Source organism: Modestobacter sp. VKM Ac-2978 (genome assembly GCF_026968025.1).
Lineage (GTDB): Bacteria > Actinomycetota > Actinomycetes > Mycobacteriales > Geodermatophilaceae > Modestobacter.
In genome coordinates, this window is the sequence record NZ_JAPVBP010000009.1 from 68,881 (window position 1) to 90,733 (window position 21,853).

Annotated in this window: 25 protein-coding genes and 1 other RNA gene; 13 read left to right on the forward strand and 13 right to left on the reverse strand. The window is 73.3% G+C overall.

Annotation, left to right across the window (positions count from 1 at the left end; translation table 11 throughout):
* The first annotated feature begins 7 nt into the window (after nucleotides 1-7).
* The 4 genes from O2W53_RS19885 (at nucleotide 8) to O2W53_RS19900 (ending at nucleotide 2,341) form a co-directional block, all read left to right on the forward strand.
* On the forward strand, nucleotides 8-733 hold the full coding sequence (locus tag O2W53_RS19885) for an ABC transporter ATP-binding protein (RefSeq protein ID WP_269164799.1): 726 nt from the start codon (nucleotides 8-10) through the stop codon (nucleotides 731-733).
* Nucleotides 730-1,212: a hypothetical protein gene (locus tag O2W53_RS19890; RefSeq protein WP_269164800.1), complete on the forward strand. Its 483-nt coding sequence runs from the start codon at nucleotides 730-732 to the stop codon at nucleotides 1,210-1,212. Before O2W53_RS19885 ends, O2W53_RS19890 begins: the two co-directional genes overlap by 4 nt.
* On the forward strand, nucleotides 1,188-1,466 hold the full coding sequence (locus O2W53_RS19895) for a hypothetical protein (RefSeq protein ID WP_269164801.1): 279 nt from the start codon (nucleotides 1,188-1,190) through the stop codon (nucleotides 1,464-1,466). Before O2W53_RS19890 ends, O2W53_RS19895 begins: the two co-directional genes overlap by 25 nt.
* A 131-nt stretch (nucleotides 1,467-1,597) precedes the next feature.
* Nucleotides 1,598-2,341 carry a DUF6518 family protein gene (locus tag O2W53_RS19900; RefSeq protein WP_269164802.1) on the forward strand — a complete coding sequence of 248 codons (744 nt, stop codon included), beginning with the start codon at nucleotides 1,598-1,600 and terminating at the stop codon, nucleotides 2,339-2,341.
* A 22-nt stretch (nucleotides 2,342-2,363) separates the two neighbouring features.
* Here O2W53_RS19900 and O2W53_RS19905 read toward each other — a convergent pair whose 3' ends face one another.
* Nucleotides 2,364-3,407: a helix-turn-helix transcriptional regulator gene (locus tag O2W53_RS19905; protein ID WP_269164803.1), complete on the reverse strand. Its 1,044-nt coding sequence runs from the start codon at nucleotides 3,405-3,407 to the stop codon at nucleotides 2,364-2,366.
* Between the two features lie 101 nt (nucleotides 3,408-3,508).
* On the opposite strand from O2W53_RS19905, the gene O2W53_RS19910 reads away from it, so the two are divergent.
* The 3 genes from O2W53_RS19910 (at nucleotide 3,509) to O2W53_RS23995 (ending at nucleotide 5,993) form a co-directional block, all read left to right on the forward strand.
* Nucleotides 3,509-3,940: a VOC family protein gene (locus O2W53_RS19910; RefSeq protein ID WP_269164804.1), complete on the forward strand. Its 432-nt coding sequence runs from the start codon at nucleotides 3,509-3,511 to the stop codon at nucleotides 3,938-3,940.
* A 140-nt stretch (nucleotides 3,941-4,080) separates the two neighbouring features.
* Complete coding sequence (locus O2W53_RS19915) at nucleotides 4,081-5,196, forward strand: winged helix DNA-binding domain-containing protein (protein ID WP_269164805.1); 1,116 nt, start codon at nucleotides 4,081-4,083, stop codon at nucleotides 5,194-5,196.
* A gap of 407 nt (nucleotides 5,197-5,603) precedes the next feature.
* The gene (locus O2W53_RS23995) at nucleotides 5,604-5,993 is read left to right on the forward strand and encodes an excisionase family DNA-binding protein (protein WP_442929293.1); all 390 of its coding nucleotides are present in this window, start codon (nucleotides 5,604-5,606) and stop codon (nucleotides 5,991-5,993) included.
* A gap of 96 nt (nucleotides 5,994-6,089) precedes the next feature.
* Here the strand turns inward: O2W53_RS23995 and O2W53_RS19925 are convergent, their stop codons facing one another.
* The 4 genes from O2W53_RS19925 to O2W53_RS19940 all read right to left on the reverse strand — a co-directional run bounded on the left by O2W53_RS19925 (nucleotide 6,090) and on the right by O2W53_RS19940 (nucleotide 9,197).
* Nucleotides 6,090-6,383, reverse strand: coding sequence for a response regulator transcription factor (locus O2W53_RS19925; RefSeq protein ID WP_269164806.1), 294 nt, complete (start codon nucleotides 6,381-6,383; stop codon nucleotides 6,090-6,092).
* A 256-nt stretch (nucleotides 6,384-6,639) separates the two neighbouring features.
* A complete protein-coding gene (locus tag O2W53_RS19930; RefSeq protein ID WP_269164807.1) occupies nucleotides 6,640-7,089 on the reverse strand; it encodes an ASCH domain-containing protein in 450 nt (149 codons plus the stop codon).
* A gap of 52 nt (nucleotides 7,090-7,141) precedes the next feature.
* Nucleotides 7,142-8,044 carry a hypothetical protein gene (locus tag O2W53_RS19935; RefSeq protein ID WP_269164808.1) on the reverse strand — a complete coding sequence of 301 codons (903 nt, stop codon included), beginning with the start codon at nucleotides 8,042-8,044 and terminating at the stop codon, nucleotides 7,142-7,144.
* Nucleotides 8,045-8,258: 214 nt separating this feature from the next.
* A complete protein-coding gene (locus tag O2W53_RS19940) occupies nucleotides 8,259-9,197 on the reverse strand; it encodes a GlxA family transcriptional regulator (RefSeq protein ID WP_269164809.1) in 939 nt (312 codons plus the stop codon).
* A gap of 117 nt (nucleotides 9,198-9,314) precedes the next feature.
* Between O2W53_RS19940 and O2W53_RS19945 the strand changes: the two genes are divergently transcribed.
* Nucleotides 9,315-9,968 (forward strand): DJ-1/PfpI family protein, encoded by a 654-nt coding sequence (locus O2W53_RS19945; protein WP_269164810.1) that lies wholly within the window; start codon nucleotides 9,315-9,317, stop codon nucleotides 9,966-9,968.
* 13 nt (nucleotides 9,969-9,981) lie between these two features.
* The gene (locus tag O2W53_RS19950) at nucleotides 9,982-10,308 is read left to right on the forward strand and encodes a hypothetical protein (protein ID WP_269164811.1); all 327 of its coding nucleotides are present in this window, start codon (nucleotides 9,982-9,984) and stop codon (nucleotides 10,306-10,308) included.
* Between the two features lie 103 nt (nucleotides 10,309-10,411).
* On the opposite strand, the gene O2W53_RS19955 is transcribed toward O2W53_RS19950, so the two are convergent.
* From O2W53_RS19955 to O2W53_RS19970, 4 genes are all read right to left on the reverse strand, one after another.
* Nucleotides 10,412-11,071 (reverse strand): response regulator transcription factor, encoded by a 660-nt coding sequence (locus tag O2W53_RS19955; RefSeq protein WP_036333338.1) that lies wholly within the window; start codon nucleotides 11,069-11,071, stop codon nucleotides 10,412-10,414.
* Nucleotides 11,059-12,321, reverse strand: coding sequence for a sensor histidine kinase (locus O2W53_RS19960; protein WP_269164812.1), 1,263 nt, complete (start codon nucleotides 12,319-12,321; stop codon nucleotides 11,059-11,061). The genes O2W53_RS19955 and O2W53_RS19960 overlap by 13 nt, the downstream gene beginning before the upstream one ends.
* A 79-nt stretch (nucleotides 12,322-12,400) precedes the next feature.
* A complete protein-coding gene (locus O2W53_RS19965) occupies nucleotides 12,401-12,883 on the reverse strand; it encodes a hemerythrin domain-containing protein (protein ID WP_269164813.1) in 483 nt (160 codons plus the stop codon).
* Nucleotides 12,880-13,818, reverse strand: coding sequence for a Rieske 2Fe-2S domain-containing protein (locus tag O2W53_RS19970; RefSeq protein ID WP_269164814.1), 939 nt, complete (start codon nucleotides 13,816-13,818; stop codon nucleotides 12,880-12,882). Before O2W53_RS19970 ends, O2W53_RS19965 begins: the two co-directional genes overlap by 4 nt.
* Before the next feature lie 148 nt (nucleotides 13,819-13,966).
* Between O2W53_RS19970 and O2W53_RS19975 the strand changes: the two genes are divergently transcribed.
* Both O2W53_RS19975 and O2W53_RS19980 read left to right on the forward strand, forming a co-directional pair.
* Complete coding sequence (locus tag O2W53_RS19975; RefSeq protein WP_269164815.1) at nucleotides 13,967-15,001, forward strand: 5-methyltetrahydropteroyltriglutamate--homocysteine methyltransferase; 1,035 nt, start codon at nucleotides 13,967-13,969, stop codon at nucleotides 14,999-15,001.
* Nucleotides 15,002-15,062: 61 nt separating this feature from the next.
* A complete protein-coding gene (locus tag O2W53_RS19980) occupies nucleotides 15,063-15,755 on the forward strand; it encodes an NADPH-dependent F420 reductase (protein WP_269164816.1) in 693 nt (230 codons plus the stop codon).
* Between the two features lie 43 nt (nucleotides 15,756-15,798).
* On the opposite strand, the gene O2W53_RS19985 is transcribed toward O2W53_RS19980, so the two are convergent.
* Both O2W53_RS19985 and O2W53_RS19990 read right to left on the reverse strand, forming a co-directional pair.
* Complete coding sequence (locus tag O2W53_RS19985; RefSeq protein ID WP_269164817.1) at nucleotides 15,799-15,933, reverse strand: methionine/alanine import family NSS transporter small subunit; 135 nt, start codon at nucleotides 15,931-15,933, stop codon at nucleotides 15,799-15,801.
* Nucleotides 15,930-17,555, reverse strand: coding sequence for a sodium-dependent transporter (locus tag O2W53_RS19990; protein WP_269164818.1), 1,626 nt, complete (start codon nucleotides 17,553-17,555; stop codon nucleotides 15,930-15,932). The genes O2W53_RS19985 and O2W53_RS19990 overlap by 4 nt, the downstream gene beginning before the upstream one ends.
* Nucleotides 17,556-17,741: 186 nt before the next feature.
* Between O2W53_RS19990 and O2W53_RS19995 the strand changes: the two genes are divergently transcribed.
* Nucleotides 17,742-18,986, forward strand: coding sequence for a serpin family protein (locus tag O2W53_RS19995; protein WP_269164819.1), 1,245 nt, complete (start codon nucleotides 17,742-17,744; stop codon nucleotides 18,984-18,986).
* Nucleotides 18,987-19,131: 145 nt separating this feature from the next.
* Here the strand turns inward: O2W53_RS19995 and ssrA are convergent.
* Nucleotides 19,132-19,507: a transfer-messenger RNA gene (gene ssrA, locus O2W53_RS20000) on the reverse strand.
* Between the two features lie 171 nt (nucleotides 19,508-19,678).
* Here ssrA and O2W53_RS20005 point away from each other — a divergent pair.
* Nucleotides 19,679-20,572, forward strand: coding sequence for a dioxygenase family protein (locus O2W53_RS20005; RefSeq protein WP_269164820.1), 894 nt, complete (start codon nucleotides 19,679-19,681; stop codon nucleotides 20,570-20,572).
* Nucleotides 20,573-20,575: 3 nt separating this feature from the next.
* On the opposite strand, the gene corA is transcribed toward O2W53_RS20005, so the two are convergent.
* On the reverse strand, nucleotides 20,576-21,721 hold the full coding sequence (gene corA / locus O2W53_RS20010; protein ID WP_269164821.1) for a magnesium/cobalt transporter CorA: 1,146 nt from the start codon (nucleotides 21,719-21,721) through the stop codon (nucleotides 20,576-20,578).
* Nucleotides 21,722-21,853: the final 132 nt, after the last annotated feature.

Consider the following 21,853-nt stretch of genomic DNA (forward strand, 5'->3'; position numbering starts at 1 on the left):
GCGGGACGTGATCGAGGTACGTGGACTGACGAAGCGGTACGGCCCGGTGACCGCGGTGGCCGGGCTGACCTTCGACCTGGCCCCGGGCGTGGTCACCGCGTTCCTGGGGTCCAACGGGGCCGGGAAGTCGACCACCCTGCGGATGCTGCTCGGGCTGGACCGGCCGACCGCCGGCACGGCCCGCATCGACGGTCAGCGCTACGCCGAGCTGCGCGACCCGCTGCGGACCGTGGGCTCACTGCTGGACAGCAGCGCACCCCACCCCGGCCGGACGGCCCGGGCACACCTGCGCTGGCTCGCCGCGAGCAACCGCGTCCCCGGACACCGGGTCGACGAGGTCCTCGAGATGGTCGACCTGACCGCCGTCGCCGACCGGCGGGTGCGCGGGTTCTCCCTGGGCATGCGACAGCGGCTGGGCCTGGCCGCGGCCCTGCTCGGGGACCCATCGGTGCTGCTGCTGGACGAACCGGTCAACGGGCTGGACGCCGAGGGCATCCGGTGGCTGCGCACCTCGCTGCGGCGGCTCGCCACCGAGGGCCGCACGGTGCTCGTCTCCAGCCACCTGATGAGCGAGGTCGAGCAGACCGCCGACCACCTGCTCGTGATCAGCCGCGGCCGGTTGCTCGCCGACACCCCGCTGCCCGACTTCCTCGCCGAGCACTCCCCGCCGGGGACCCGTCACCGGTCGCTGGAGGACGCCTTCCTGGCCCTTACCACCGGAGCCGACCGGTGATCCCCGCCCTGCACGCCGAGTGGGTCAAGGCGACCTCGCTGTGGTCGACCTGGCTGTGCCTGGCGGGCTTCGCCGTGGCCGCCGCCGGCATCAGCGCCGCCGTGGTGGGCACGGTCGGCGACCTCCAGGCCGCCGAGCCCGGGTACGACGCCGGTCTGCTCGCCTTCTACGGCCTGAACTTCGGGCACGTGGCCGTCATCGTGGTGGCGGTGCTGCTCACCGCCGGGGAGTACGGCCGGCAGACGGTGCACGACGCGCTGGTCGCCGTCCCACGGCGCGGCGTGTTCGTGGCGAGCAAGGTGGCGGTGGGCGGCGCCCTGGTGCTCGCCACCGCCACGGTCACCGCGCTGTCAGCGTGGTGGTCACCCAGGCCCTGCTCGGGCCGGCGGGGGTCGCCCTGTCCGAGCTCGCCCGGCCGACCGTGGCGGCAGCGCTGTACCCGACGCTGCTGGCCGTGGTCTGCATGGGCGTGGCGATGATGATGCGCGACCAGACCATCGCCCTCGGGCTGCTGGTCCCGTTCTTCTTCCTGGTCTCGCCGCTGCTCGAACTGGTGCCGGTGCTGCAGCGCCTCGCGGTCTACCTCCCCGACCGGGCCGGCCAGGTCGCCATCCGGCTGCACGCCCGCCCGATCGACGCCTTCGGACCGGTCACCGGGCTGGCCGTGCTGGCCCTGTGGGCCGCGGCGGCGGTGCTCGGCGCCTGGTGGGTGCTGCGCCGCCGGGACGCCTAGGTGTGTCCTGCCCGGTGAGGTCGGCGGAGAACGGCCGGACGACAGGCCGTCCGACCTGGGGAGGGGGTGGGTTCGCCGAAGTCCTCCCGTGGGTCGATCCGCGGTGACCTGCTGTGTGCCACGGTTCGACGGTGAGCAACCCCGTTCCCGCTGCCGCCGCGCCGTCCGAGGCTCCGCAGGCCACCCCTGACCGTCCTCTCGACCTGGCCCATGACCGGGATGGCGGCGTCGCACCCCCTGAGGAACGGCGACCTGGGCTGGGCGCCCCGGTGGCGCTCGGCCTGGCCGTGCTGATCGGCCTGGCCTGGGGAGCGGCGACGTCCGGCCTGCAGACGGTCCTGCCCTCGCCCTTCTCCGGGCTCGCCAACGCAGTCAGTCCCTGGGTCGCTCCCGCTTTCGCCATCGGTGCGCTGACCAGGCGGTCGTGGGTTGCCGCCGTCGCCGGGGTCCTCGTCTGCTTCGGCGAGGTCGGCGGTTACTACCTCGTCTCCATGGTGCGTGACTTCGGCGTCAACCCGACCATGGTCGTGTTGTGGGTGGCCACCGGCGTGGTCGGCGGTCCACTGTTCGGCGCCGCGGGGTGGTACTGGCGTCGGGTGCCGTCGCTGCGCTGGGCGGGGCTGAGCGCGGCGCTCCTGGGCGGGGTGTTCCTCTCCGAAGGCGCCATCGGCTACGGGGTCTACCTCGGGTACGCCGGTGACGCCGTCGTCTTCTGCACCCTCGGGGCTCTGCTCGTGGTGACCCTGGGAGCCGCTGCGCCGGCGGCACGAGCGGCTCGTGCGCCTGGTCGGGGCATCGGCACCGCCATGGTCTGGCTGCTGCTGGTCTTCCCGCTGGGTGCCGCCGGGCAGGCCCTGCTGCGAGTCATCGCCTGAGCCGTGCCCCGGTGCGCACAGGTCAGGGTCGGGTGCCGGCCAGGGCGGCTGCGGCGAACCGGCCGGACAGTGTGTGGAAGGCCTCGGCCAGCGCCGGTGGGCTGACGGCGAGGACGTCGGTGTCGTAGCGGGCGACGGCGGCGGCGATGCCCACCCAGGACCAGGCGCCGAGGGTGAGTCGGCAGCGGTCGGAGGCGAGGGCCTCGACGACGCCGTCGTAGGCGAACGGGGCGACGCGGCCGGCTGGTAGACCGAGTTCCACGGTGCCGGTGCACGGCCAGGTGTCGGCGCCGCTGGTGGTGCCCTTGAAGACACCGTTCACGAAGGTGGCGAGGTCACCGCCGGGCAGCTCGCGGGGGCTGAAACGCAGGCCGGTCGGTGTGCGGGGAGTCAACCGGTCGCAGCGGAAGGTCCGCCAGTCGGCCCGGTCGAGGTCGAAGGCGACGAGGTACCAGCGGCCGTTCCGGGTGACCAGGTGGTGCGGTTCAACGCGCCGAGGTGGGACGAACTCGTCGGCGCGCTGGGCCGGCGCGGCGTCCTCCGGCGTTGCGGCGGTGCCTGGAGTGGTGGAGCCACCGGCGGGGACGTAGTCGAAGCGCAGGACCTCATGAGCCCGGATGGCAGCGGTCAGCGCGACCAGCACGTCCGGGTCGACCTGCGCGGCCGTGCCGGGAGCAACCGGGGTGACCTGGACGGCGTCGATGCGGTGTCGCAGCCGTGCGGGCATCACCTGCCGGACGGTGGTCAACGCGCGGGCGGCGGCCTCGCCGATGCCCGCGCCGCTGGCCGCGGCCAGTTGCAGGGCCACGGCGAGGGCGACGGCCTGGTCGTCGTCGAAGAGCAGCGGCGGCAGGTCGGCGCCGGCGTCGAGGCGGTAACCGCCGTCGGGGCCCTTGAACGCCTGGACGGGGTACCCGAGCTCGCGGAGCCGGTCGATGTCGCGGCGCACGGTGCGGGGGGTGACGTCGAGCCGCTCGGCCAGGGTGGCGCCCGGCCAGTCGCGGCGGGCCTGCAGCAGCGACAGCAGGGTCAGCAACCGGGAGGACGTCCCGTTCTTATCGTGCACGCCGTCCATGATGCGACAGTAGAGGACATCACCTGTCCTCTACCCTTGCGAAGCTCTTCGCAGCGCCACCAAGGGGGTGGCGGGACAACGAGGAGCACGACATGAGCGTCACCACCACCACGCACCTGAACTTCCGCAGCCAGGCCCGCGAGGCGCTGGACTTCTACGCGTCGGTGTTCGGTGGGGAGGTCATGGCCTTCACCTTCGCCCAGGGCGGGGACGAGCGGGACACCGCCGACGGCGCGGTGGCCGAGCAGATCAAGTGGGGCGGCGTCCAGGCCCCCAACGGCTTCGCGGTCATGGCCTTCGACGTCCCCCCGGCGCGGGCGTACGACGCCGGGACCGACGCCGTCTACGTCTCGGTGCGCGGCACCGACACCGAGGAGATCACCCGGTACTGGCAGGCACTCGTCGTCGGCGGCACGGTCCGCGCGGAGCTCGCCCCGGCCGGCTACGCCCCGCTCTACGGGATGGTCACCGACCGCTTCGGCGTGACCTGGGTCCTCGACGTCCTGCCGCCCTACAACGGCTGACCCAGCCCCGGGGGCGGGAGGCCAACGCCCTCCCGCCCCCGTCGACCGCCCCCGTCGACCGCCCCGACCAACGAGAGAGAGCACCTCGTGGACACCCGACCGCTGGGCCGCACCTCCACCCGCGGACGGCGGGCCCCGCGGTGAGCACGCTGCTCGACGCGCGGGCGCTCAACCGCGCGACGCTGGCCCGCCAGTTCCTGCTCACCCGCACCGACACCCCGGCCCTGGAGGCAGTCACCCACCTGTGCGGTCTGCAGGCCCAGGAACCGCAAGAGCCCTTCGTCGGACTCTGGTCACGGCTGATCGACGTCGACCCTGCCGACCTCACCGGAGGGCTGGAGGAACGCCGGCTCGTCCGGCTGCACCTCATGCGGCGCACGGTGCACCTGGTCACCGCCGACGACGCGTGGAACTGGCGGCCCCGCCACCAGGACCTGCTGCGCCAGCGGACCGTCGGGACCCACACCCGCGAACTCGCCGGTACCGACCTCGACGAGCTCACACGCGCCGCGCACGAGCTCCTGGCCGATGGCCGGAGCCGATCGCTGGGAGAGGTCGGTCGTGCGCTGGCGGCGAGATGGCCCGAGCCGGGTCCCAGGGTCCTCGGCGAAGTGGCCGTCGCAGCTCTCCTGGCGACCGTGCAACTCCCCCCGCGCGGGACCTGGCGGAGCACCGCAGGCGCCCGGTACCAGCTGCTCTCGACCTGGCTGGGCCCGACTCACGTGCCATCCGAGGCAGACACCGCCGGCCACGCCGACCAGGACCTCGTCCGCCGGTACCTCACCGCCTTCGGACCGGCCGCGTCCGCCGACCTGCGCGCCTGGTGTGGCCTGACCGGCCTCCCCGCAGCGGTGACGGCGATCCGCGACGAACTCGTCTCGTTCCGCGATGCCCGCGGTCGTGAGCTCCTCGACCTCCCCGACGCGCCCCGCCCCGACCCGGACACCCCCGCCCCGGTGCGGTTCCTGCCCGCCTTCGACAACGTCGTCCTGGGCTTCCACGACCGCAGCCGCATCGTCGACGACGAGCACCGACGCCTGTCCGTCACCGGCGCCCGCATGGTCCTCGTCGACGGCAGGGTCGCGGCCACCTGGACCCACGCACCGGACAGCACGGAGGCAGGCGGGACGGTCACCGTCACCCCGCTGCACGGCCTCACCCGGGCCCAGCGCACCGAGGTCACCCAGGAGGCCCACCGACTGGCCGCCTTCCTGTACGACGGCCGGGGCCGCGCCCGGATCGCCGCCAGGACCTGACGCCGCACTCGGGAACTGGCGCGCCGGCTCCTGGTGGCCTCGGCAGCACACGCAACCGCCCGGCTGTCTGCTCACGCTGCTGCACCTTCAGCGGGGGTCTTCGTTCCGCCGGAGGTCACCACGGTGATCGCCTGGCCACCGCACAGCCGATCCCGGCCTGTCGCCGACCTCGTCCAGACAGCACTGCGCCTCTGAACCCCTCGCTCGGGCCAAGGTCCATCCCACGCATCGCATCTGCCCCGGGTGGCGCACGGGCAACAACTGACGAAGCGGACCAGTTCGTCTCGTCCGTTATCACCCCGTGACATTCGGAGCTGGCCCACTACGTTCGGTAGCAGCAAGGACGCACACCGTCGCCGAGCGCGAAACGGCAGCGATCCCGTGAACCGCCTTCGAGAGGAACTCCCGTGACCCTGGCCCAGCGCTCCCCCGCTGCCACCTCCCCCGTCCGCTCGTCCGCCGCGCCCCTCCCCCGCCAGGCTGGCTACGGCCAGCAGTTCCGCACCCAGCCCCCAGGCGCCCGGCAGCCCGGCGCCGCCCCGCGCCCGCTGGCCGCGCACCCCACGCAGACCCAGCCGATGGCCCCGCGCCCGATGACCGGGCAGCCCGCTCCGCGCGCCGCCGTCACCTTCCTGACCGTGGCCGAGGTCGCCGCGATGATGCGGGTGTCGAAGATGACCGTTTACCGCCTCGTGCACGGCGGCGAGATGGCCGCCGTCCGCGTCGGCCGCTCCTTCCGCGTCCCCGCGACCGCCGTCCGGACCTACCTCGACGACGCCCGCACCGACGCCGCCTGACAGCTGCACCACAGCCACGCGCGGCATGCCTCCGCGTTCTTGCGGGCACGACTAGGCGGCCGTCCCCCGCCTGGACGCGCGCTCAAAGGACACGCGCTACGCGCGGCGGCGGACGTCCTCCAGGTAGCGGAGCACCGCGGTCACCCGGCGGTCGGCGCGGTCGTCGGGGGGCAGGTCGAGCTTGGCGAAGATGCTGCGGATGTGCTTGTGCACCGCACCGTCGGTGACCACCAGCCGTTCCCCGATCGCGGTGTTGCCCAGCCCTTCGGCCATCAGCGCGAGCACCTCCCGCTCGCGCGGGCTGAGCCGCTCCAGCCGGGTGTCGGTGCGGGTGCGGGCGAACAGCTGGGCGACCACCTCCGGGTCGATCGCGGTGCCGCCGACGGCCACCCGGTGCAGAGCGCCTCGGCATCTGCCTCTCTGCACTGCTCCTCGCAACAGACAACGAGGGTGCAGGACCGCTGATCGTCTCCTTGGCCGGCTACGTCGCCGTCCTGACGCTCCTGGTCATGGCAGTCCGACGAGCCAACTCTGCAAGCCGATCGCTCAGCGACCGCCCATGACGCCCGCCTCCGGCAGACACGACCGTCCCGTGGGCCGAAACGACCAGCGGGGACGCCGAATCCCTACTGAAGGGGAAAGCGGCTCAGTCGGGCAGGTGGGCCACGACGCGGAAGCGTTCCAGAACAACGCGAGTCGCGTCATCCACAGTGAAGTCTGGGTCACCGAGCACAGCCCGCATCTGCGGGCTGTGCCAAAAGCTCTCGTGTCCAGCGCGCCACTGGGCGACCGTCTGGTGCCCTTCGCCTTCATCGAGCGCGTGAGACAGGTCGACCTTCCCCAGCGGTACGACGCGCACGTGCACCACCTCCAGCACCGCAACGGGATGGTCGTCGGAGTCGACCAACACGGAGCGATCGCCGACCTGCGGCAGTGGCTCCTCCTCCACCTCGTAACCGAGCGCCAACGCCGTGGTGCTGGTCTTGCTGCCATCGAGGCTCGCGGCGACCAGCCGGTCGCGCAATCGGCCGGGAAAACCGAACTCAGTCCTGGGCAGACCCGCGGCATCAGCCGGCCCACTCGCATCGGTCGTCATCAGTCCCCGACGGTAGCCCGGCCGCCAGCTGGCTCAATCCGTCACGGGGCCGTCAGGCCAGTGGCTGCCAGTGGTCCGCGGCCCGCGGTGGCTCCGGCAGCTGGGTCAGGGCGGTGGTGGCGGTGAAGACCGAGCGGATCCAGTGGGTGCACTCCCAATCCCACGCCCACAGCGTCGTGGTCCCGATCTGTGGGCTGCTGACCGGGACGTACAGGGCGCTGAGCAGGCCGGCGAAGCTCAGATGCACCCCGTCGTAGTCGACGGCAAGAGCGCTCCACGTCGGGGCCAGGCCGTTGTCGATCTCGGCCACCTCGCGCAAGTTGGTGTCCGAGCCGTGGTGGGTGGCTGGATCGCCGTAGCGGGTGCTCAGGGCATGCCAGTCGGCGGCGGAGTGGACCTCGGCGATGCGCGCGTGCTCGGCTACCCGCAGACGCTGCTGGTCCACGGGGTAGGCGGCGTTCCAATCGCTGGACCCGCAAGCCAGCTCGGCGTGGGCGCTGGACCGGATCGGCTCGTCTGCCGGCACTGCCAGCTCGGTGGACGTGACCAACCCGTGCAGCGGCTTCTGGGCGTAGATCTCCCACGAGCTGATCGCCCCGGTGGGCGCGGGCACCTCGGCCGGGTCCGGTTGGCGGTCCTCGCGGCCGACCAGCAGCAGTTGGTCATCGCGCCGCAGCGGGGCGTCCCACCAGGCGTTGCGCTCATCGGCCAGCACCGCGGCGACCCGGGAGCGCAGCGGTCGCGCGGCCTCGAGGACGTCGGCGCGGACGGCGGCCGGGCGGCGACCACCGCTCCAGGGGTTCAGCTCGCGCAAGGCGGCGCTGGCCAGGGTGCAGCTCGTGGCGGGGTCGGCCAGCTGGTCGGCGTTCAAGTCGTTGCGGGCGGCCAGCACGAAGAACGCTGCGGCCAATGGAGCCCGCATGAACTCCTCGCTGCGGTGCTCAAGAGTCGCCATACGGTCAGTCTGAGCGGCCAGGGGTCCGGGGGCCGCACGTTGGTGCGGCCTGGAGCGGCCGCCGAGTGATTCTGAGGCTCATCAACGCCCGTTGACGGACTGGCCGATACCCAAACCGTTCTCGGACCCGCGAAGGCCGGTGACGATGAGGGTGAAGGACGCCATCGGAGAGTCCTCGAACCGAGCGGATCCAGCGGTGGTGAGAGAACCTAGGTCAGCGCGGGGCGGCGCCCAGGGCAGTCCGGTAGCGCGTGGGGCTGGTACCCACGACGGCGGAGAACCGGGTCCGCAGATTGGTGGCCGACCCCAGGCCGCTGGCCATGGCGACGCGGTCGACCGACCAGTCCGTGGTCTCCAGCAGCCGCTGCGCCCGGCGGACCCGGGACCGGGTCAGCCAGGCGCTGGGGGTGGTCCCCACCTCCTCGGCGAACCGGCGGTTGAGGGTGCGGGCGCTGACGGCGGACACCGCGGCGATGTCGGCGACGGTCAAGGGCTCGGCAGCGTGCTCCTCGATCCACTGGAGCGTTGCCGCCAGCCCGCCGCTGCCCAGCTCGTCGTCCCGGATGAACTGCGCTTGGCCGGCGTCCCTCGTCAGCGGCACGACGGCGGTGCGGGCGGCTTCGGCAGCGACCGCTCCTCCGTGGTCGCGGGCGATGATGTGCAGGCAGAGGTCCAGGCCGGCCGCCGCACCGGCGGAGGTGAGCACCTGGCCGTTGTCGACGAACAGGGCGCCCGCGTCGACGTCGACGGCTGGATGACGGTCGGCGAGGACACCGGCGGCCCGCCAGTGGGTCGTGGCCCGCAGTCCGTCCAGCAGCCCGGTGGCCGCCAGGTCCAGGGCGCCCACGCAGATGGACGCGATGCGCGCACCGCGGCCGGCCGCTTCCTGGAGGGCACGCACCGCCCGGGGGTCCGGCGGCAGAGTGAGGTCCGACCGGCCCGGGACGATCACCGTGTCCGCGTTGACGATGCGGTCGAGGCCGTGCGGCACCGCCAGCGAGACCGGCCCGGCGTCGACGGTGCGCCGTGGACCGGCGACGACCACCTCGTAGGCGGGCTCACCCGCGACGGTGGTGCGGCCGAACACCTCCACCGGCGTACCGAGATCGAACGTGATCACGCCGTCCAAGGCCAGGACCGCCACGGTGTGCACGCCACTCACGGTAGCGCCGAGCGTGGCGAGATCGTTGCGGAGGTTGGCGAACCGGCCACTCACGCACGTGCCCAGCCGCTTCCTAGGCTCTCCACACGCCCTGCGAGAGGAGCTTTGGTGCTGGCCCAGATCGTGCTGTTCGACGGGTTCGACCCGCTGGACGTCATCGCACCCTTCGAGGTGCTCAGTGCAGGCTCGGACTCAGTTGGCGGCCGGCTCGAGGTGCGACTGGTCGGCATCGACGCCACCGGCCCGGTCACCAGCGGCACGGGTGGCCTGCGACTGGAGGCCACCCACGTGCTCGCCCCCACGGAGCCCGGCTACGTGATCGTCCCGGGCGCCTCGGGCCCGGTGGCCGCCGATCCCGACGTGGTGGACACCATCCCAGTCCTGCTGGCCCGCGTCGGGGAGACCTCGCTGCCGGGCAAGATCGAGCAGGCCTTCGCCGCACCCGACACCGTGGTGGCCACCGTCTGCGGTGGTTCCCTCGCCCTGGCCATGGCAGGGCTCCTGGACGGCCGCCACGCCGTCACTCACCACATGGGCAACGACGTCCTCGAGGCCACCGGCGTGCACGTGGTCGACGCGCGGGTCGTCGACGACGGCGACCTGGTCAGCGCTGGCGGGGTCACCTCCGGTCTGGACCTCGGGTTGCACCTGCTGGACCGACAGTTCGGCCCCCAGGTCGCCCACGCCGTCGAGCAGCTCTTCCAGTACGAGCGACGCGGCACCGTCTGGCGCCCCGTCGGTCACGTCCCGCTCCCCGCCTGACCTGAGGACTCCCGTGCCGACCACCAGCCACCTCCCCGGCCGCTGGGCCCTGCGCATGCAGACCCCCATCGGCAGCATCGAGGCAGAGATGACCTTCACCCAGCACGACGACGGCTTCACCGGCCAGGCCACCGGAAGGGGAGAGACGGTCCCACTGCACGACGTCCGGACAGCAGCCCACCAGGACGGTGAGCAGGTGACCTGGGCGCAGACCATCACGAAGCCACTGCGGCTGAAGCTCGTGTTCGACGTCGTCGTCGCTGGGGACGAGCTCCATGGCCACTCCCGCGCAGGCCGGCTCCCCAAGTCGACCGTGACGGGGCATCGCATCTCGGGCTAGCTGCATTCGTTCTCAGTTCATCGCCGCTCACCGACGTCCAGCCAGAGATCGACCGGAAACGCCCGCTTCTGGGCCGCGCCCAGCTCGCACGTGAGGACACGAGCTAAGCGCGGCGGCGGACGTCCTCCAGGTAGCGGAGCACCGCGGTCACCCGGCGGTCGGCGCGGTCGTCGGGGGGCAGGTCGAGCTTGGCGAAGATGCTGCGGATGTGCTTGTGCACCGCACCGTCGGTGACCACCAGCCGCTCCCCGATCGCGGTGTTGCCCAACCCCTCGGCCATCAGCGCCAGCACCTCCCGCTCGCGCGGGCTGAGCCGCTCCAGCCGGGTGTCGGTGCGGGTGCGGGCGAACAGCTGGGCGACCACCTCGGGGTCGATCGCGGTGCCGCCGGCAGCGACCCGGTGCAGGGCGCCGAGGAACTCCTCCACCCGACCGACCCGCTCCTTGAGCAGGTAGCCCAGCCGGGCGGCGCCACCCGCGAGCAGGTCGGTGGCGAAGGCCTGCTCCACGTGCGCCGAGAGCACCAGGACGGCGAGGTCCGGCCGGCGGCGGCGCGCCTCGACGGCGGCCACGATCCCCTCGTCGGTGTGCGTCGGGGGCATCCGGACGTCGACGATCGCGACGTCGGGCCGGTGCTCGTCCAGCGCGGTGAGGAACTCCGCCGGGCCCCCCGCGGTCGCCACCACGTCCAGCGACTCGGCACGCAGCAGCAGGGCCAGGCCCTCGCGCAGCAGCGCGTCGTCCTCGGCGATCACGATCCGCACGGCAGCTCCACGGTGAGGGTGGTCGGCCCGCCGGGCGGGCTGGTCAGGGTGAGGGTGCCGTCGTGCGCCTCGACGCGGCGGCGGATGCCGACCAGCCCGGAGCCGGCCCCCTCGACGGCGCCACCGGCGCCGTCGTCGGTGACGCGGACGCACAGCCGCTGCTCGCGCAGCCGCACCTCGACGGCCGCCCGGCCGGCCCCGCTGTGCCGCGACACGTTGGTCAGCGCCTCGGCGACGGCGAAGTAGGCGGTCGCCTCGACGGAGGCGGCGCAGCGGGCCGGCACGTCGACGTCCACCTGGCACGGCACGGCGGACGTCGCGGCCAGCCCGGTGAGCGCGCCGGCCAGACCGCGGTCCTCCAGCACCGGCGGCAGGATGCCGCGGGCCACCGACCGCAGCTCGGCCAGCGCCTGCTCGGCGGCGTCCTGCGCCCGCTCGAGGATCTCCTCGGCGGCCGCCGGGTCCCGGAGCACGGCCCGCCGCGCGGCACCGAGCAGCACGGTGACACCGACCAGCCGGTTCTGCGTGCCGTCGTGCAGCGAGCGCTCGATCCGGCGCAGCTCGGTGGCGTGCGCGTCCAGGGCGGCGGCGCGGGTGGCGGTCAGCTGCGCGACCCGCAAGGAGAGGTCGGCACCGGCGTCCGCGGCGAGCAGCCGGCGTCCGCGGCGGGCGAGCAACTCGGCGACCGGCGGGGTGAGGACGACGGTGAGCAGCGCCCAGCCGACGCCGATCGCCACCACCGGGGCGACGCCGGCCCAGTCCTCCACGACCCAGAAGGTGAGCGCATCGGTGGCCTCGTCGTCGGGGAGGAGCTGCCACCACAGCGGGAAGGTGAGCTCGCGGACGGCGTAGATCGGCAGCAGGAGACCGACCGCCGACAGCAGCAGACCGGCCGTCGCGTGGCCGACGAGCCAGCGGAGCTCGCGCCGGGTTGCCGGGTCGGCGGCAGCGTCGCGGAGCTGCTGCGGCGGTGGCGGCGGGCCCACGACCTCCGGGCCCCAGCGGCCGAGCCGGGCCCGTTCCCGCTCGGCGACGGCGTGTGCGCCGCGCAGCCCGGCGGGCAGCGCGAGCAGCCCGACCCCGACCACGCTGGTGACCACGGCGACCAGCAGGAACAGCAGCACGCCCAAGGCCAGCAACGCGGTGCCCAGCGCACCCGGCAGCTGCTCCAGGGCCGGGAGGCTCCGGCCGGCGGCGCGCACCACCGGGCCTCGCCGGGCGCCCGCGCGCTGCCTGCTCGTCGTCCCCACGGCTGCTGACGCTAGGGCCCGGCACCGGGCGGGGACAGCGAACCGGCCCAGGAGTACAGCCTGCTGTACCCCGGGCGGGTCAGACGAGCTTCAGCGTCATCCGCTTGAGTCGCACGATCAGCCGCATCGCGCCCGAGCGGCCGAGCTCGTCTTGCCGTTCCTGCAGCTGGCGACCGAGCTCCTCCATCCGCTCCTCGCCGAGGGCGTGCGCCTGGGGGAACATCCGCTGCTCCTCCTCGAAGGTGTGGTGGCGCAGCGTCGACTCGAGCATGCGCACCTCGGTGACGAACTCCGGGTCGTCCAGGGACGTGCGCATGACGGTGGCGAGCTGGTCGTCGATCTGGCGGTGCTCGGCGTGGGCCACCGAGAGCAGCGGCGAGACGTCCCGGACGGCGGGGTAGAACAGCTCGTCCTCGATCTGGGTGTGCACCTCCAGCTCGCGCAGCAGGTCATCGCGCAGCCGCCGGCGTTCCGCGGTCTGGTCACCGGTCGTCTCCGCCAGCTGCCGCAGCAGCCCTCGCAGCACGTCGTGGTGGGCGATCAGCACCTCGTCGGCCTTCATCGGGACGCCTCCTCGACGGTCGTCGTCGCAGTGGGCCCCCGCCAGTGCGCCCGGCGCCGCACCTCGACCTGGCCTCCACGCAGCCGGGTCTCGAAACACGGCAGCGGCGCGGTCGACGGGCCCTGCGTCGGCTCGCCCGTGGACAGGTCGAAGCGGGACCCGTGCCACGGGCAGACCAGTTCACCGCGGTGCAGCCAGCCCTCCCCGAGCGGGGCACCCTGGTGCGGGCAGGTGCCGCCCATGGCGTGGACCTCGCCACCCCGGGCGACCAGCACCACCGGCACGCCGTCCACGTCGGCCCCGACCGGTGTGCCGTCGACGAGGTCGGCCTCCGCGAGCACGGGGGTGAACCGGCGCGGCTCGGGGCTGCGCTCGGCGTGGTCGGTGCCGAGCCCGTGGCGGTAGGACAGCGCGCCGCCCAGCCAGCTGCTCGCCACCGTGAGCGTGAGGCCGGCGGCCGCGGTGAGCCGGGCCCGCACCGCGCGGCCCCGTCCCCGGTCGGCGAAGGACCACACGTACAGCCCGAGCGCGGTGCTGTTCAGACCGGCGTGCACCAGGCCGACCCGCCGGGCGCCGTCGTGGGCGTGCTGCCAGTCGGTGAACCCGGTCGCCGCGGAGGCCACCGCACCGGCCACGCCGACGCCGACCACGGTGCGGGCCGCCGGCCCGGCTCCCGGTCCCCCGCGGCCGGTGGCGTCGAGGGCGTCGAGCACCGACGCCGCCGTCCAGGCGCCGACCGGCACGGTGACCAGCGCCGGGTGCAGCGGGTGGCCGAGCCAGACGCCGTGCAGCAGGTCCTGGAGCGGCCGGGCGTACCGGCCGGTGAGCAGGTACGTCAGCGCGACGCCGTGTTCGACCTGGTAGCCCGGGCCGTCCAGCACCTGCCAGCGCTCGACCGCCCCCAGGACGCGTTCCAGCCGACTCCGCACGCTCATCGGGGCACGTCCCGTCCGGTCACGTTCCCCGGGTGCCCGATGCCCGGCGGTCGAAACGACGGGCCGAGGTCGTCGCCGGGTCCCGGTGACCGACCTCGTCGCACCCGGCGTGGAGGATCGGGGCCGTTCGCGTCCTCAGGAGGAACAGATGCCAGCCCCGCTCCCGCCGCTGCCCACGACCGTCGTCGGCAGCCTCCCCCAGCCCGACTGGCTCATCGACCGTGACCGGCTCGGGCACCAGTTCCCGCCACGGGTCCGGGCCAAGGAGCTGTGGCGCGTGCCGCCGGAGTTCCTGCAGGAGGCCCAGGACGACGCCACGCTGGCCACCATCCGGGCGCAGGAGCAGGCCGGGCTGGACATCGTCGGCGACGGCGAGATCCGGCGCGAGTCCTACTCCAACCACTTCGCGACCGCGCTCGAGGGGCTGGACCTGGACCATCCCGGGTCGGTGCGGAACCGCTCGGGCATCGACATCCCGGCCCCGCGGGTGGTGGGTGAGATCCGCCGTCCGGGCCCGGTGCAGGTGGACGACGTCCGGTTCCTGCGCGCCCAGACCGACCGGGCCGTGAAGATCACCGTGCCCGGTCCGTTCACCATGGCGCAGCAGGCGCAGGACGACCACTACGGCGACGACCGCGCCCTGGCGCTGGCCTACGCCGAGGTCGTGCGCGCGGAGATCGCCGACCTGTTCGCCGCCGGCGCCGACATCGTGCAGCTGGACGAGCCGTGGCTGCAGGCCCGCCCCGAGGTCGCCCGTCGCTACGGCGTCGAGGTGCTCACCGCCGCGCTGGCCGACGCCCCCGGGCCGGTGCACGTGCACGTCTGCTTCGGTTACGCGGCGATGGTCGCCGACCGGCCCGAGGGCTACTCGGTGCTGCCGCAGCTGGCCGACGTGCCGGCCGCGGCGATCTCGATCGAGACGGCGCAGTCGCACCTGGACCCGGCGACCCTGCGCCCGCTGCGCGGCAAGGGCGTCGCGCTCGGCGTGCTGGACCTGTCCACTCCCGAGGTGGAGACCCCGGAGACGGTCGCGGACCGGGTGCGGCGTGCCCTGGACCACGTGGACGTCGACACGCTCGTGCTGTCCAGCGACTGCGGGCTGAAGTACCTGCCGCGCGAGTCGGCCGCAGGCAAGATGCGCTCCCTCGCCCGGGCTGCGGAGCTGCTGCGCGCCGAGCTCTGACCCGGCCGGGGGGACGCCGCCGGCCGGGAATGACCCGGCCGGCGGCTCGCTTGCCGCGGGCATGACCACCATCGGACTCATCGGCAGCGGCAACATCGGCAGCACCGTCGCCCGGCTCGCGGTCGACGCCGGCCACGACGTCGTGCTCAGCAACAGCCGGGGGCCGGAGACCCTCACCGACCTCATCGACCAGCTCGGTCCGAGGGCCCGGGCGGCCACCGCGGCCGAGGCCGCCGCGGCCGGCGACGTCGTCGTGGTGACCGTGCCGCTCAAGGCCTACCGCGAGGTGCCGGTCGAGCCGCTGCGCGGCAAGGTCGTGATCGACACGAACAACTACTACCCCGAGCGTGACGGGCGCATCGCCGAGCTCGACGACGAGTCGACGACCACCAGCGAGCTGCTCCAGGCACACCTGCCGGAGGCGCAGGTCGTGAAGGCCTTCAACAACATCTACGTCACCCAGCTCGGCACCCTGCAGCGGCCCGTGGGCGACCCCGAGCGCTCCGTGCTGCCGATCGCCGGGGACGACGAGACGGCCAAGCAGACGGTGTCGGCGTTCCTCGACTCGATCGGCTACGACGCCCACGACGTCGGCCCGCTCGCGGAGGGCTGGCGCTTCCAGCGCGACACGGCGGCCTACGTCGTGCCCTACGCGGTCCCCGGCGACGGCTTCCCCGAGGTGCCGGGCCGCCAGGTCGCCCGGGCGGAGCTGACGGAGCAGTTGGCCGCAGCCGTCCGCTACCGCGACATGTGACGGTCGGGGCGTCGTCGACGCCCCGACCCGCCGTCCGCCGGGGTCAGCGGTCCCGGCGCGGGCCCTCGGCGCGCTCCTCGACGGCGCCGTGGTGCAGCAGGCTGGCGACGGCCAGGGCGAGGCCGCCCCAGATCACGACCATCGCCACCACCATCATCACGATCGCGGCCGTGCTCATCGGGGTCCTCCCTCGTCCTGCCGGCGCTCGTGCGGGGTCGGGTCCGTGGTGGCGGGCGCGTGCAGCGGCGCCGCCGGATCGGAGCCGGGGGGCGGTCCGTCCAGGTGCGTCCCGGCGCGCCACGGCAGCCGGGCGAGCAGGAAGCCGATGAGCGGCAGCGCCACGACCAGCGCCCAGCCGAGGACCAGCAGGAGCCAGGCCGGGTAGTCCTCGTAGCGCGCGGCCAGGTCGTCCCGCAGCGCGAGGACGAGCACGACGGCCAGGCCCGCCGGGGCGACGACGCTCGTCAGCAGGCGCCAGCCGGTGCCGACTCGGGGACGGCCGTGCACGTTGAGGTGCCCGCCGAGACCGGGCAGTGCCCGGACCACCCAGGAGACGACCAGCATGCTGACCAGCGCCACGACGAGGATGCCGTACTGGTTGACGAAGTGGTCGACGACGTCGAGCACGTAGATGCCGCTGGTCGTGCTGAAGAGCACCAGGCTCAGCACCGCGGCGGGGACACCGACCGCGAGGGTCGCGGTGAGGCGGCCGGTGTCGAGCTTGTCGCGGACCGCGGAGATCACCACCTCGATCACGCTGATCAGCGAGGTGATGCCGGCGATGACCAGCGCCCCGAAGAACAGCACGCCGAGGAGGCCGCCGGCCGGTGCCTCGCTGATGATCGCCGGGAAGGCGATGAAGGCCAGGCCGATCCCGCCGCTGGCGACCTCGTCGACCGCCTGTCCACTGGCCTGGGCCATGAAGCCCAGGGCGGCGAACACCCCGATCCCGGCGAGCAGCTCGAAGCCGGAGTTCGAGAAGCCCACGACGAGGCCGGAGCCGACCATGTCCTCGCGGCGGCGGACGTAGGAGGCGTAGGTGATCATGATGCCGAAGCCGACCGACAGCGAGAAGAAGATCTGGCCGAACGCGGCGGCCCAGACCGCCGGCGAGGTCAGTGCCGACCAGTCGGGCGCGAAGAGCGCATCGAGGCCGGCTCCGGCGCCCGGCAGCAGCAGCGCCTGCACCACGAGGGCGACGAAGGCGAGCACCAGCACCGGGATGAAGACCAGCGAGGTCAGGCCGATGCCGCGCTGGACGCCGAGGGCCATGACCACCAGGACGGCCAGCCAGACCAGCGCGAGGGGCACGAGCACCCCGGGCACCACGTCGGCGGTGACCCGGACGTCGCCGGCCTGGAGGAACTCGCTGAAGAAGAAGCCCTCGGGGTCGTCGCCCCAGGCCAGGTCGAGGGAGAAGAAGGTGTACCGCAGCGCCCACGCGATGACCGCGGCGTAGTAGACGGCGATGACGAAGCAGATGCCCACCTGCCACCAGCCGAGCCCCTCGGTGCCGCGGCGCAGCCGGGCGAAGGAGAGCGGTGCCGAGCCGCGGTGGCGGTGGCCGATCGCGTAGTCGAGCAGCAGGAAGGGGATGCCGGCGGTCAGCAGCGCGATCAGGTAGGGCAGCAGGAAGGCGCCGCCGCCGTTCTCGTAGGCGACGTAGGGGAACCGCCAGATGTTGCCGAGCCCGACCGCCGACCCGATCGCCGCCAGGATGAAGACCCGCCTGGAGCTGAACCCGCCGCGGCGCTCCTCCTCGTCGGGCTGCTCCGGGGCCCGCCCCGCCGTCGTGCTCATGCGACCTCCTGTGTCGTGATCCGCCGAGGAGAGGATGTCAGGCCCCGGCGCCTCGGCGGCATCGTCCCGGCGCCCTCCCAGGTCACGGGAGCAGCACGAAGGCCGCGCGGTCCTGTACCGGCACGGCCCGGCACGATCATGCTGACCCCGTCCGTGGCGCGGGTGACACCAGGGAGGAGCGACGCGATGGCCAGGTGCGGTCGGGGACGACTCCTCGCCGTCGCGGCCGGCTCGGCGGCGGCGCTGACCGCCTGCGGCACGGCGGGCACCGACCCCCTCGGCCACCGCGGGCAGGTCGTCCCCGTGCCGGTGGGGACGCTGACGGCGGACGACGTCGCCGAGGCACAGACCGCGTTCGGTGTCGACCTGCTGCACGAGGTCTGCGAGCGCGCCCCCGACCAGACCGTGCTGCTGTCCCCGACCTCGGCGGCCGGGGCGCTGAGCCTGCTGTACCCCGCCAGCCGCGGGCAGACGGCGGAGGCCGTCCGGACCGTGTTGCACCTGCCGGAGTGGTCCCCCGACCTCGTCGCGGCGTTCCGCGACCACACCGACGCGCTCGACGGCCTCCGCCATGAGGGCGACCTCGAGGACGACGATGCGCCGGACTCCCTGCAGATGAGCAACCGCCTCTGGATCGCCGAGGGCATGGAGCCCGACCCCGACTACCTGGACGACATCGCGACGGGCTTCGACGCGGACGTGCAGGCACTGGACTTCGCCGGCGACCCGGCCGGGGCGACCGACCGGATCAACACGGCGGTCGAGGAGGACACCCGCGGGGTCATCGAGGAGCTCCTCGACGACCCGCTGAACCCGACGACCGTCGCCGTGCTGACCAATGCCCTGCACCTGCGGGCCAGGTGGGCGGTCCCCTTCACCGACACGCGGCCGGCTCCGTTCGCGGCGCCGTCCGGCGAGGTGACCGTCGAGATGATGAGCGGCGCGACGGGTGCCCACCGCACCGCGGACGGCTGGCAGTCGGTCGAGCTGGCCTACCGCGACGGCACGCTCAGCGCCGTCGCCGTCCTGCCGCCCGAGGGCACCGACCCGTGCACCGTCGACGCCGCCACCCTCACCGACCTGCAGGCGGCCGAGTCGGCGGAGGTGGGCGTGCAGCTGCCGCGGCTGGAGCTCGAGCAGTCGCACCAACTGCTGGACGTGCTGGCCTCGATGGGGCTCCCTGTCGCGGGTGACTACTCCGCCCTCGGCCGGGACGGCCTCTTCATCTCGCGGGTCGTGCAGCAGGCGTTCCTCGACGTGGACGAGGAGGGCACCGAAGCGGCCGCTGCCACCGCCGTGGTGGTCGAGGAGGCGGCAGCGGCACCCCCGTCGGCGGTCGTCTCGTTCGACCGGCCCTTCCTCCTCGTGCTGACCGACACGGAGACGCGCTCACCGCTGTTCATGACCGTCGTCCACGAACCGTCGGCCTGAGCTCCCCAGCCCGGGCACCGGCACCGGACGCACGTAGGGCCCGGTCGAGTGACCGGGCCCTACGTGGTGGAACGGGGGCTTCACCAGCGGATACACCTCGAGCGGCGGACCCGGGAACCGGACCAGCTCGTCGAGGACGATCCTGTGGTGGAGGCGGCGGGAATCGAACCCGCGTCCTGCGACGCATCACCAGGGCTTCTCCGAGCGCAGTTCGCTCTGCCTCTGCTCGGCCCTCCCGATCTCACGAACGAGTCGGGATGACGGGCCCAGTCGCTGTGTGGTGTCCCACACGCACCCGCGACCGATGCGTGCGGTGAGTCATCTAGCTGATGCCAGGATCCGGGCCGATGACGAACCCGGGCTGACAGACTCGCCTAGCTGCTGTTAGGCAGCGAGAGCGAAGTCGCGCTGATTGGAATCGGCGCTTGTGTTTTTTGCAACGGATGGTTAACGAGATCATCGTTGCCTTCCTCGGCTCGCTTCCCCTGGTCAAACGACCGCAGTCGAGACCAATCGCCCCCCTGTGTAGTTGTACGGCCAGCATAACGGCACACGTCCCCCAGGTGTTCCCGAGCGCGCGGCCCACCCCCCGCTCGGCTCGCGGACGACACTGCACACCGTCACCACGTCACCGCCGGGCCGTCGGCGCTCCAGCCGCCGGTCGTCCCGCTCGACCCGCCAGGGGGCAGCGCATGACCGACGACGTCACCGCCGACATCGACGAGCACACGATCACCGACGCCGTCGTCGCCAGCTTCGCCGGGACACCGGACAGTCGGCTGCAGGAGCTGCTGGGCGCGCTCGTGCGCGGGCTGCACACCGCGATCCGGGAGGTGGAACCGACGCTCGCCGAGTGGGAGCACGCGATCGACTTCCTCACCCGCACCGGGCAGCAGTGCGACGACGTGCGGCAGGAGTTCGTGCTGCTCTCCGACGTCCTCGGGATCTCGTCGCTGGTGGAGAACATCAACCACCGCAAGGTCGGCGGCGCCACGGAGGCGACCGTCCTCGGGCCCTTCCACATGACCGTCTCGCCACCGCGCCGCAACGGCGACGCGATCGACGAGGTGGGCGGCGACCAGCCCTGCGTCATCACCGGCCGGGTGCTCTCGGTCGGCGGTGAGCCGGTGCCCGGGGCGAGCGTCGACGTGTGGCAGGCCGACGAGCACGGCTTCTACGACGTCCAGCAGCCCGACGTGCAACCCGCGGGCAACGGCCGCGGCCTGTTCACCACCGACGAGGAGGGCCGGTTCTGGTTCCGCACCACCGTCCCCGCGCACTACCCGATCCCCACGGACGGCCCGGTCGGCGAGCTGCTCGCGGCGACCGACCGGCCGCCGTTCCGGCCGGCGCACGTGCACTTCATCGCCGATGCGCCCGGGTTCGTGCCGGTGACCACGCACGTCTTCGTCGACGGCAGCCCGTACCTGGACGCCGATGCGGTCTTCGCGGTCAAGCGCAGCCTGATCCGCGACTTCGCCCCCGTCGACGACGCCGAGCAGGCCGCCCGGTTCGGCACGGTGAACCCGTTCCGGCTCGCCGTCATCGACCTCGTGGTCGAGCCGACCGGGACGCCCTCCCCGTGACCCTCAGATCCAGTCGCGGCGCTTGAAGATCACGTACAGCGTGAGGCTGACCATGAACATCAGCACCACGGCGAGCGGGTAGCCGTACTGCCAGTCGGTCTCCGGCATGTTCTCGAAGTTCATCCCGTAGACCCCGCCCACGAGGCTGGGGGCGAAGAGGATGGCGGCCCAGGCGGAGATCTTCTTGACCTCCTCGCCCTGGGCGAGGCTGGTCTCGGTGAGGGTCTTCATCTCCTCGTTCTGCCGCTGGGCGACCAGCGTGGCGTTCACGGTGAGGATGTCGCGCAGCTGCAGCCGGAAGCCCTCGACCCGCTCGGTGGTGGAGGTGACGTGGTCGGCGACGTCCCGCAGGTGGCTGCGCAGCTCCTCGTCGACGCCGTACTTCTCGAACCCGGCGGTGATCGCGGCGAGGATGCCGGTCAGCGGCTGGACCGCCCGCTGGAAGTCCAGGACCTCCTGGGACAGCTCGTAGATGCGCCGCGACACCTGCGGGTCACCGCGGAAGACCTCGACCTCGATCTCGTCGATGTCCTTGTCCAGCCCGGCGACGACCGGGGCGTACCCGTCGACGACGGCGTCCAGGATCGCGTACAGCACCGCCTCCGAACCGCGGGCCAGCAGCTCCGGCGAGCTCTCCAGCCGGCGGCGCACCCGGGCCAGGTCCGGCGACTCGGCGTGCCGCACGGTGATGGCGAAGTCCTTGCCGAGGAACAGGTGCAGCTCGCCGAACTCCACCTCCTCGGCCTCGTCCAGGTAGCGGGCGGCCTTGAGGACGACGAACAGCGTGTCCCCGTACCGCTCGAACTTCGGCCGCTGGTGGGCGTGGATGGCGTCCTCGACCGCGAGGTCGGGCAGGTCGTACTGCTCGGCCAGCTCGCCCAGCGCGGCCGGCTCCGGGCGGTACAGCCCGAGCCAGACCATCCGGTCGTCGAAGCCCTCGGTCAGCCACTCGTGGCTCTCGGCCGCCGATGCGGGCGTGGCGATCCGCCGTCCGGCGGCGTAGACGGCGTTGTCGACCATCCGCGAGCGCCGCTCGGCCGCGGTCTCCGGACCGGGCTGCTCGGCCGGCCGCGGGGGCACGAGGACGGCGCGGGGCCGGCGGGTGAGGGTGGACAGGGCGGTGCGGGGGGCGAGGCGACGATCGGCCACGGCGGGCTCCCGGGGACGCGGGGACGGGTGGGCGCGGGAGGTCCCCGTACGCGTGCCCGCCCGGCTCAGCGAACCGGCGGCGTCAGCGGGAGGGGACCTCGGGACTGCAACTGGGAGGCTCCGATCGCACGG

Excerpts from the sequence above, each read along its gene's own strand:
- O2W53_RS19910 (WP_269164804.1), top strand. The coding sequence starts at position 3,509 with ATGAGCGTCACCACCACCACGCACCTGAACTTCCGCAGCCAGGCCCGC.
- O2W53_RS19930 (WP_269164807.1), bottom strand. The coding sequence starts at position 7,089 with ATGACGACCGATGCGAGTGGGCCGGCTGATGCCGCGGGTCTGCCCAGG.
- O2W53_RS19935 (WP_269164808.1), bottom strand. The coding sequence starts at position 8,044 with ATGGCGACTCTTGAGCACCGCAGCGAGGAGTTCATGCGGGCTCCATTG.
- O2W53_RS19965 (WP_269164813.1), bottom strand. The coding sequence starts at position 12,883 with ATGAAGGCCGACGAGGTGCTGATCGCCCACCACGACGTGCTGCGAGGG.
- O2W53_RS19970 (WP_269164814.1), bottom strand. The coding sequence starts at position 13,818 with ATGAGCGTGCGGAGTCGGCTGGAACGCGTCCTGGGGGCGGTCGAGCGC.
- O2W53_RS19975 (WP_269164815.1), top strand. The coding sequence starts at position 13,967 with ATGCCAGCCCCGCTCCCGCCGCTGCCCACGACCGTCGTCGGCAGCCTC.
- O2W53_RS19980 (WP_269164816.1), top strand. The coding sequence starts at position 15,063 with ATGACCACCATCGGACTCATCGGCAGCGGCAACATCGGCAGCACCGTC.
- O2W53_RS19985 (WP_269164817.1), bottom strand. The coding sequence starts at position 15,933 with ATGAGCACGGCCGCGATCGTGATGATGGTGGTGGCGATGGTCGTGATC.
- O2W53_RS19990 (WP_269164818.1), bottom strand. The coding sequence starts at position 17,555 with ATGAGCACGACGGCGGGGCGGGCCCCGGAGCAGCCCGACGAGGAGGAG.
- O2W53_RS19995 (WP_269164819.1), top strand. The coding sequence starts at position 17,742 with ATGGCCAGGTGCGGTCGGGGACGACTCCTCGCCGTCGCGGCCGGCTCG.
- O2W53_RS20005 (WP_269164820.1), top strand. The coding sequence starts at position 19,679 with ATGACCGACGACGTCACCGCCGACATCGACGAGCACACGATCACCGAC.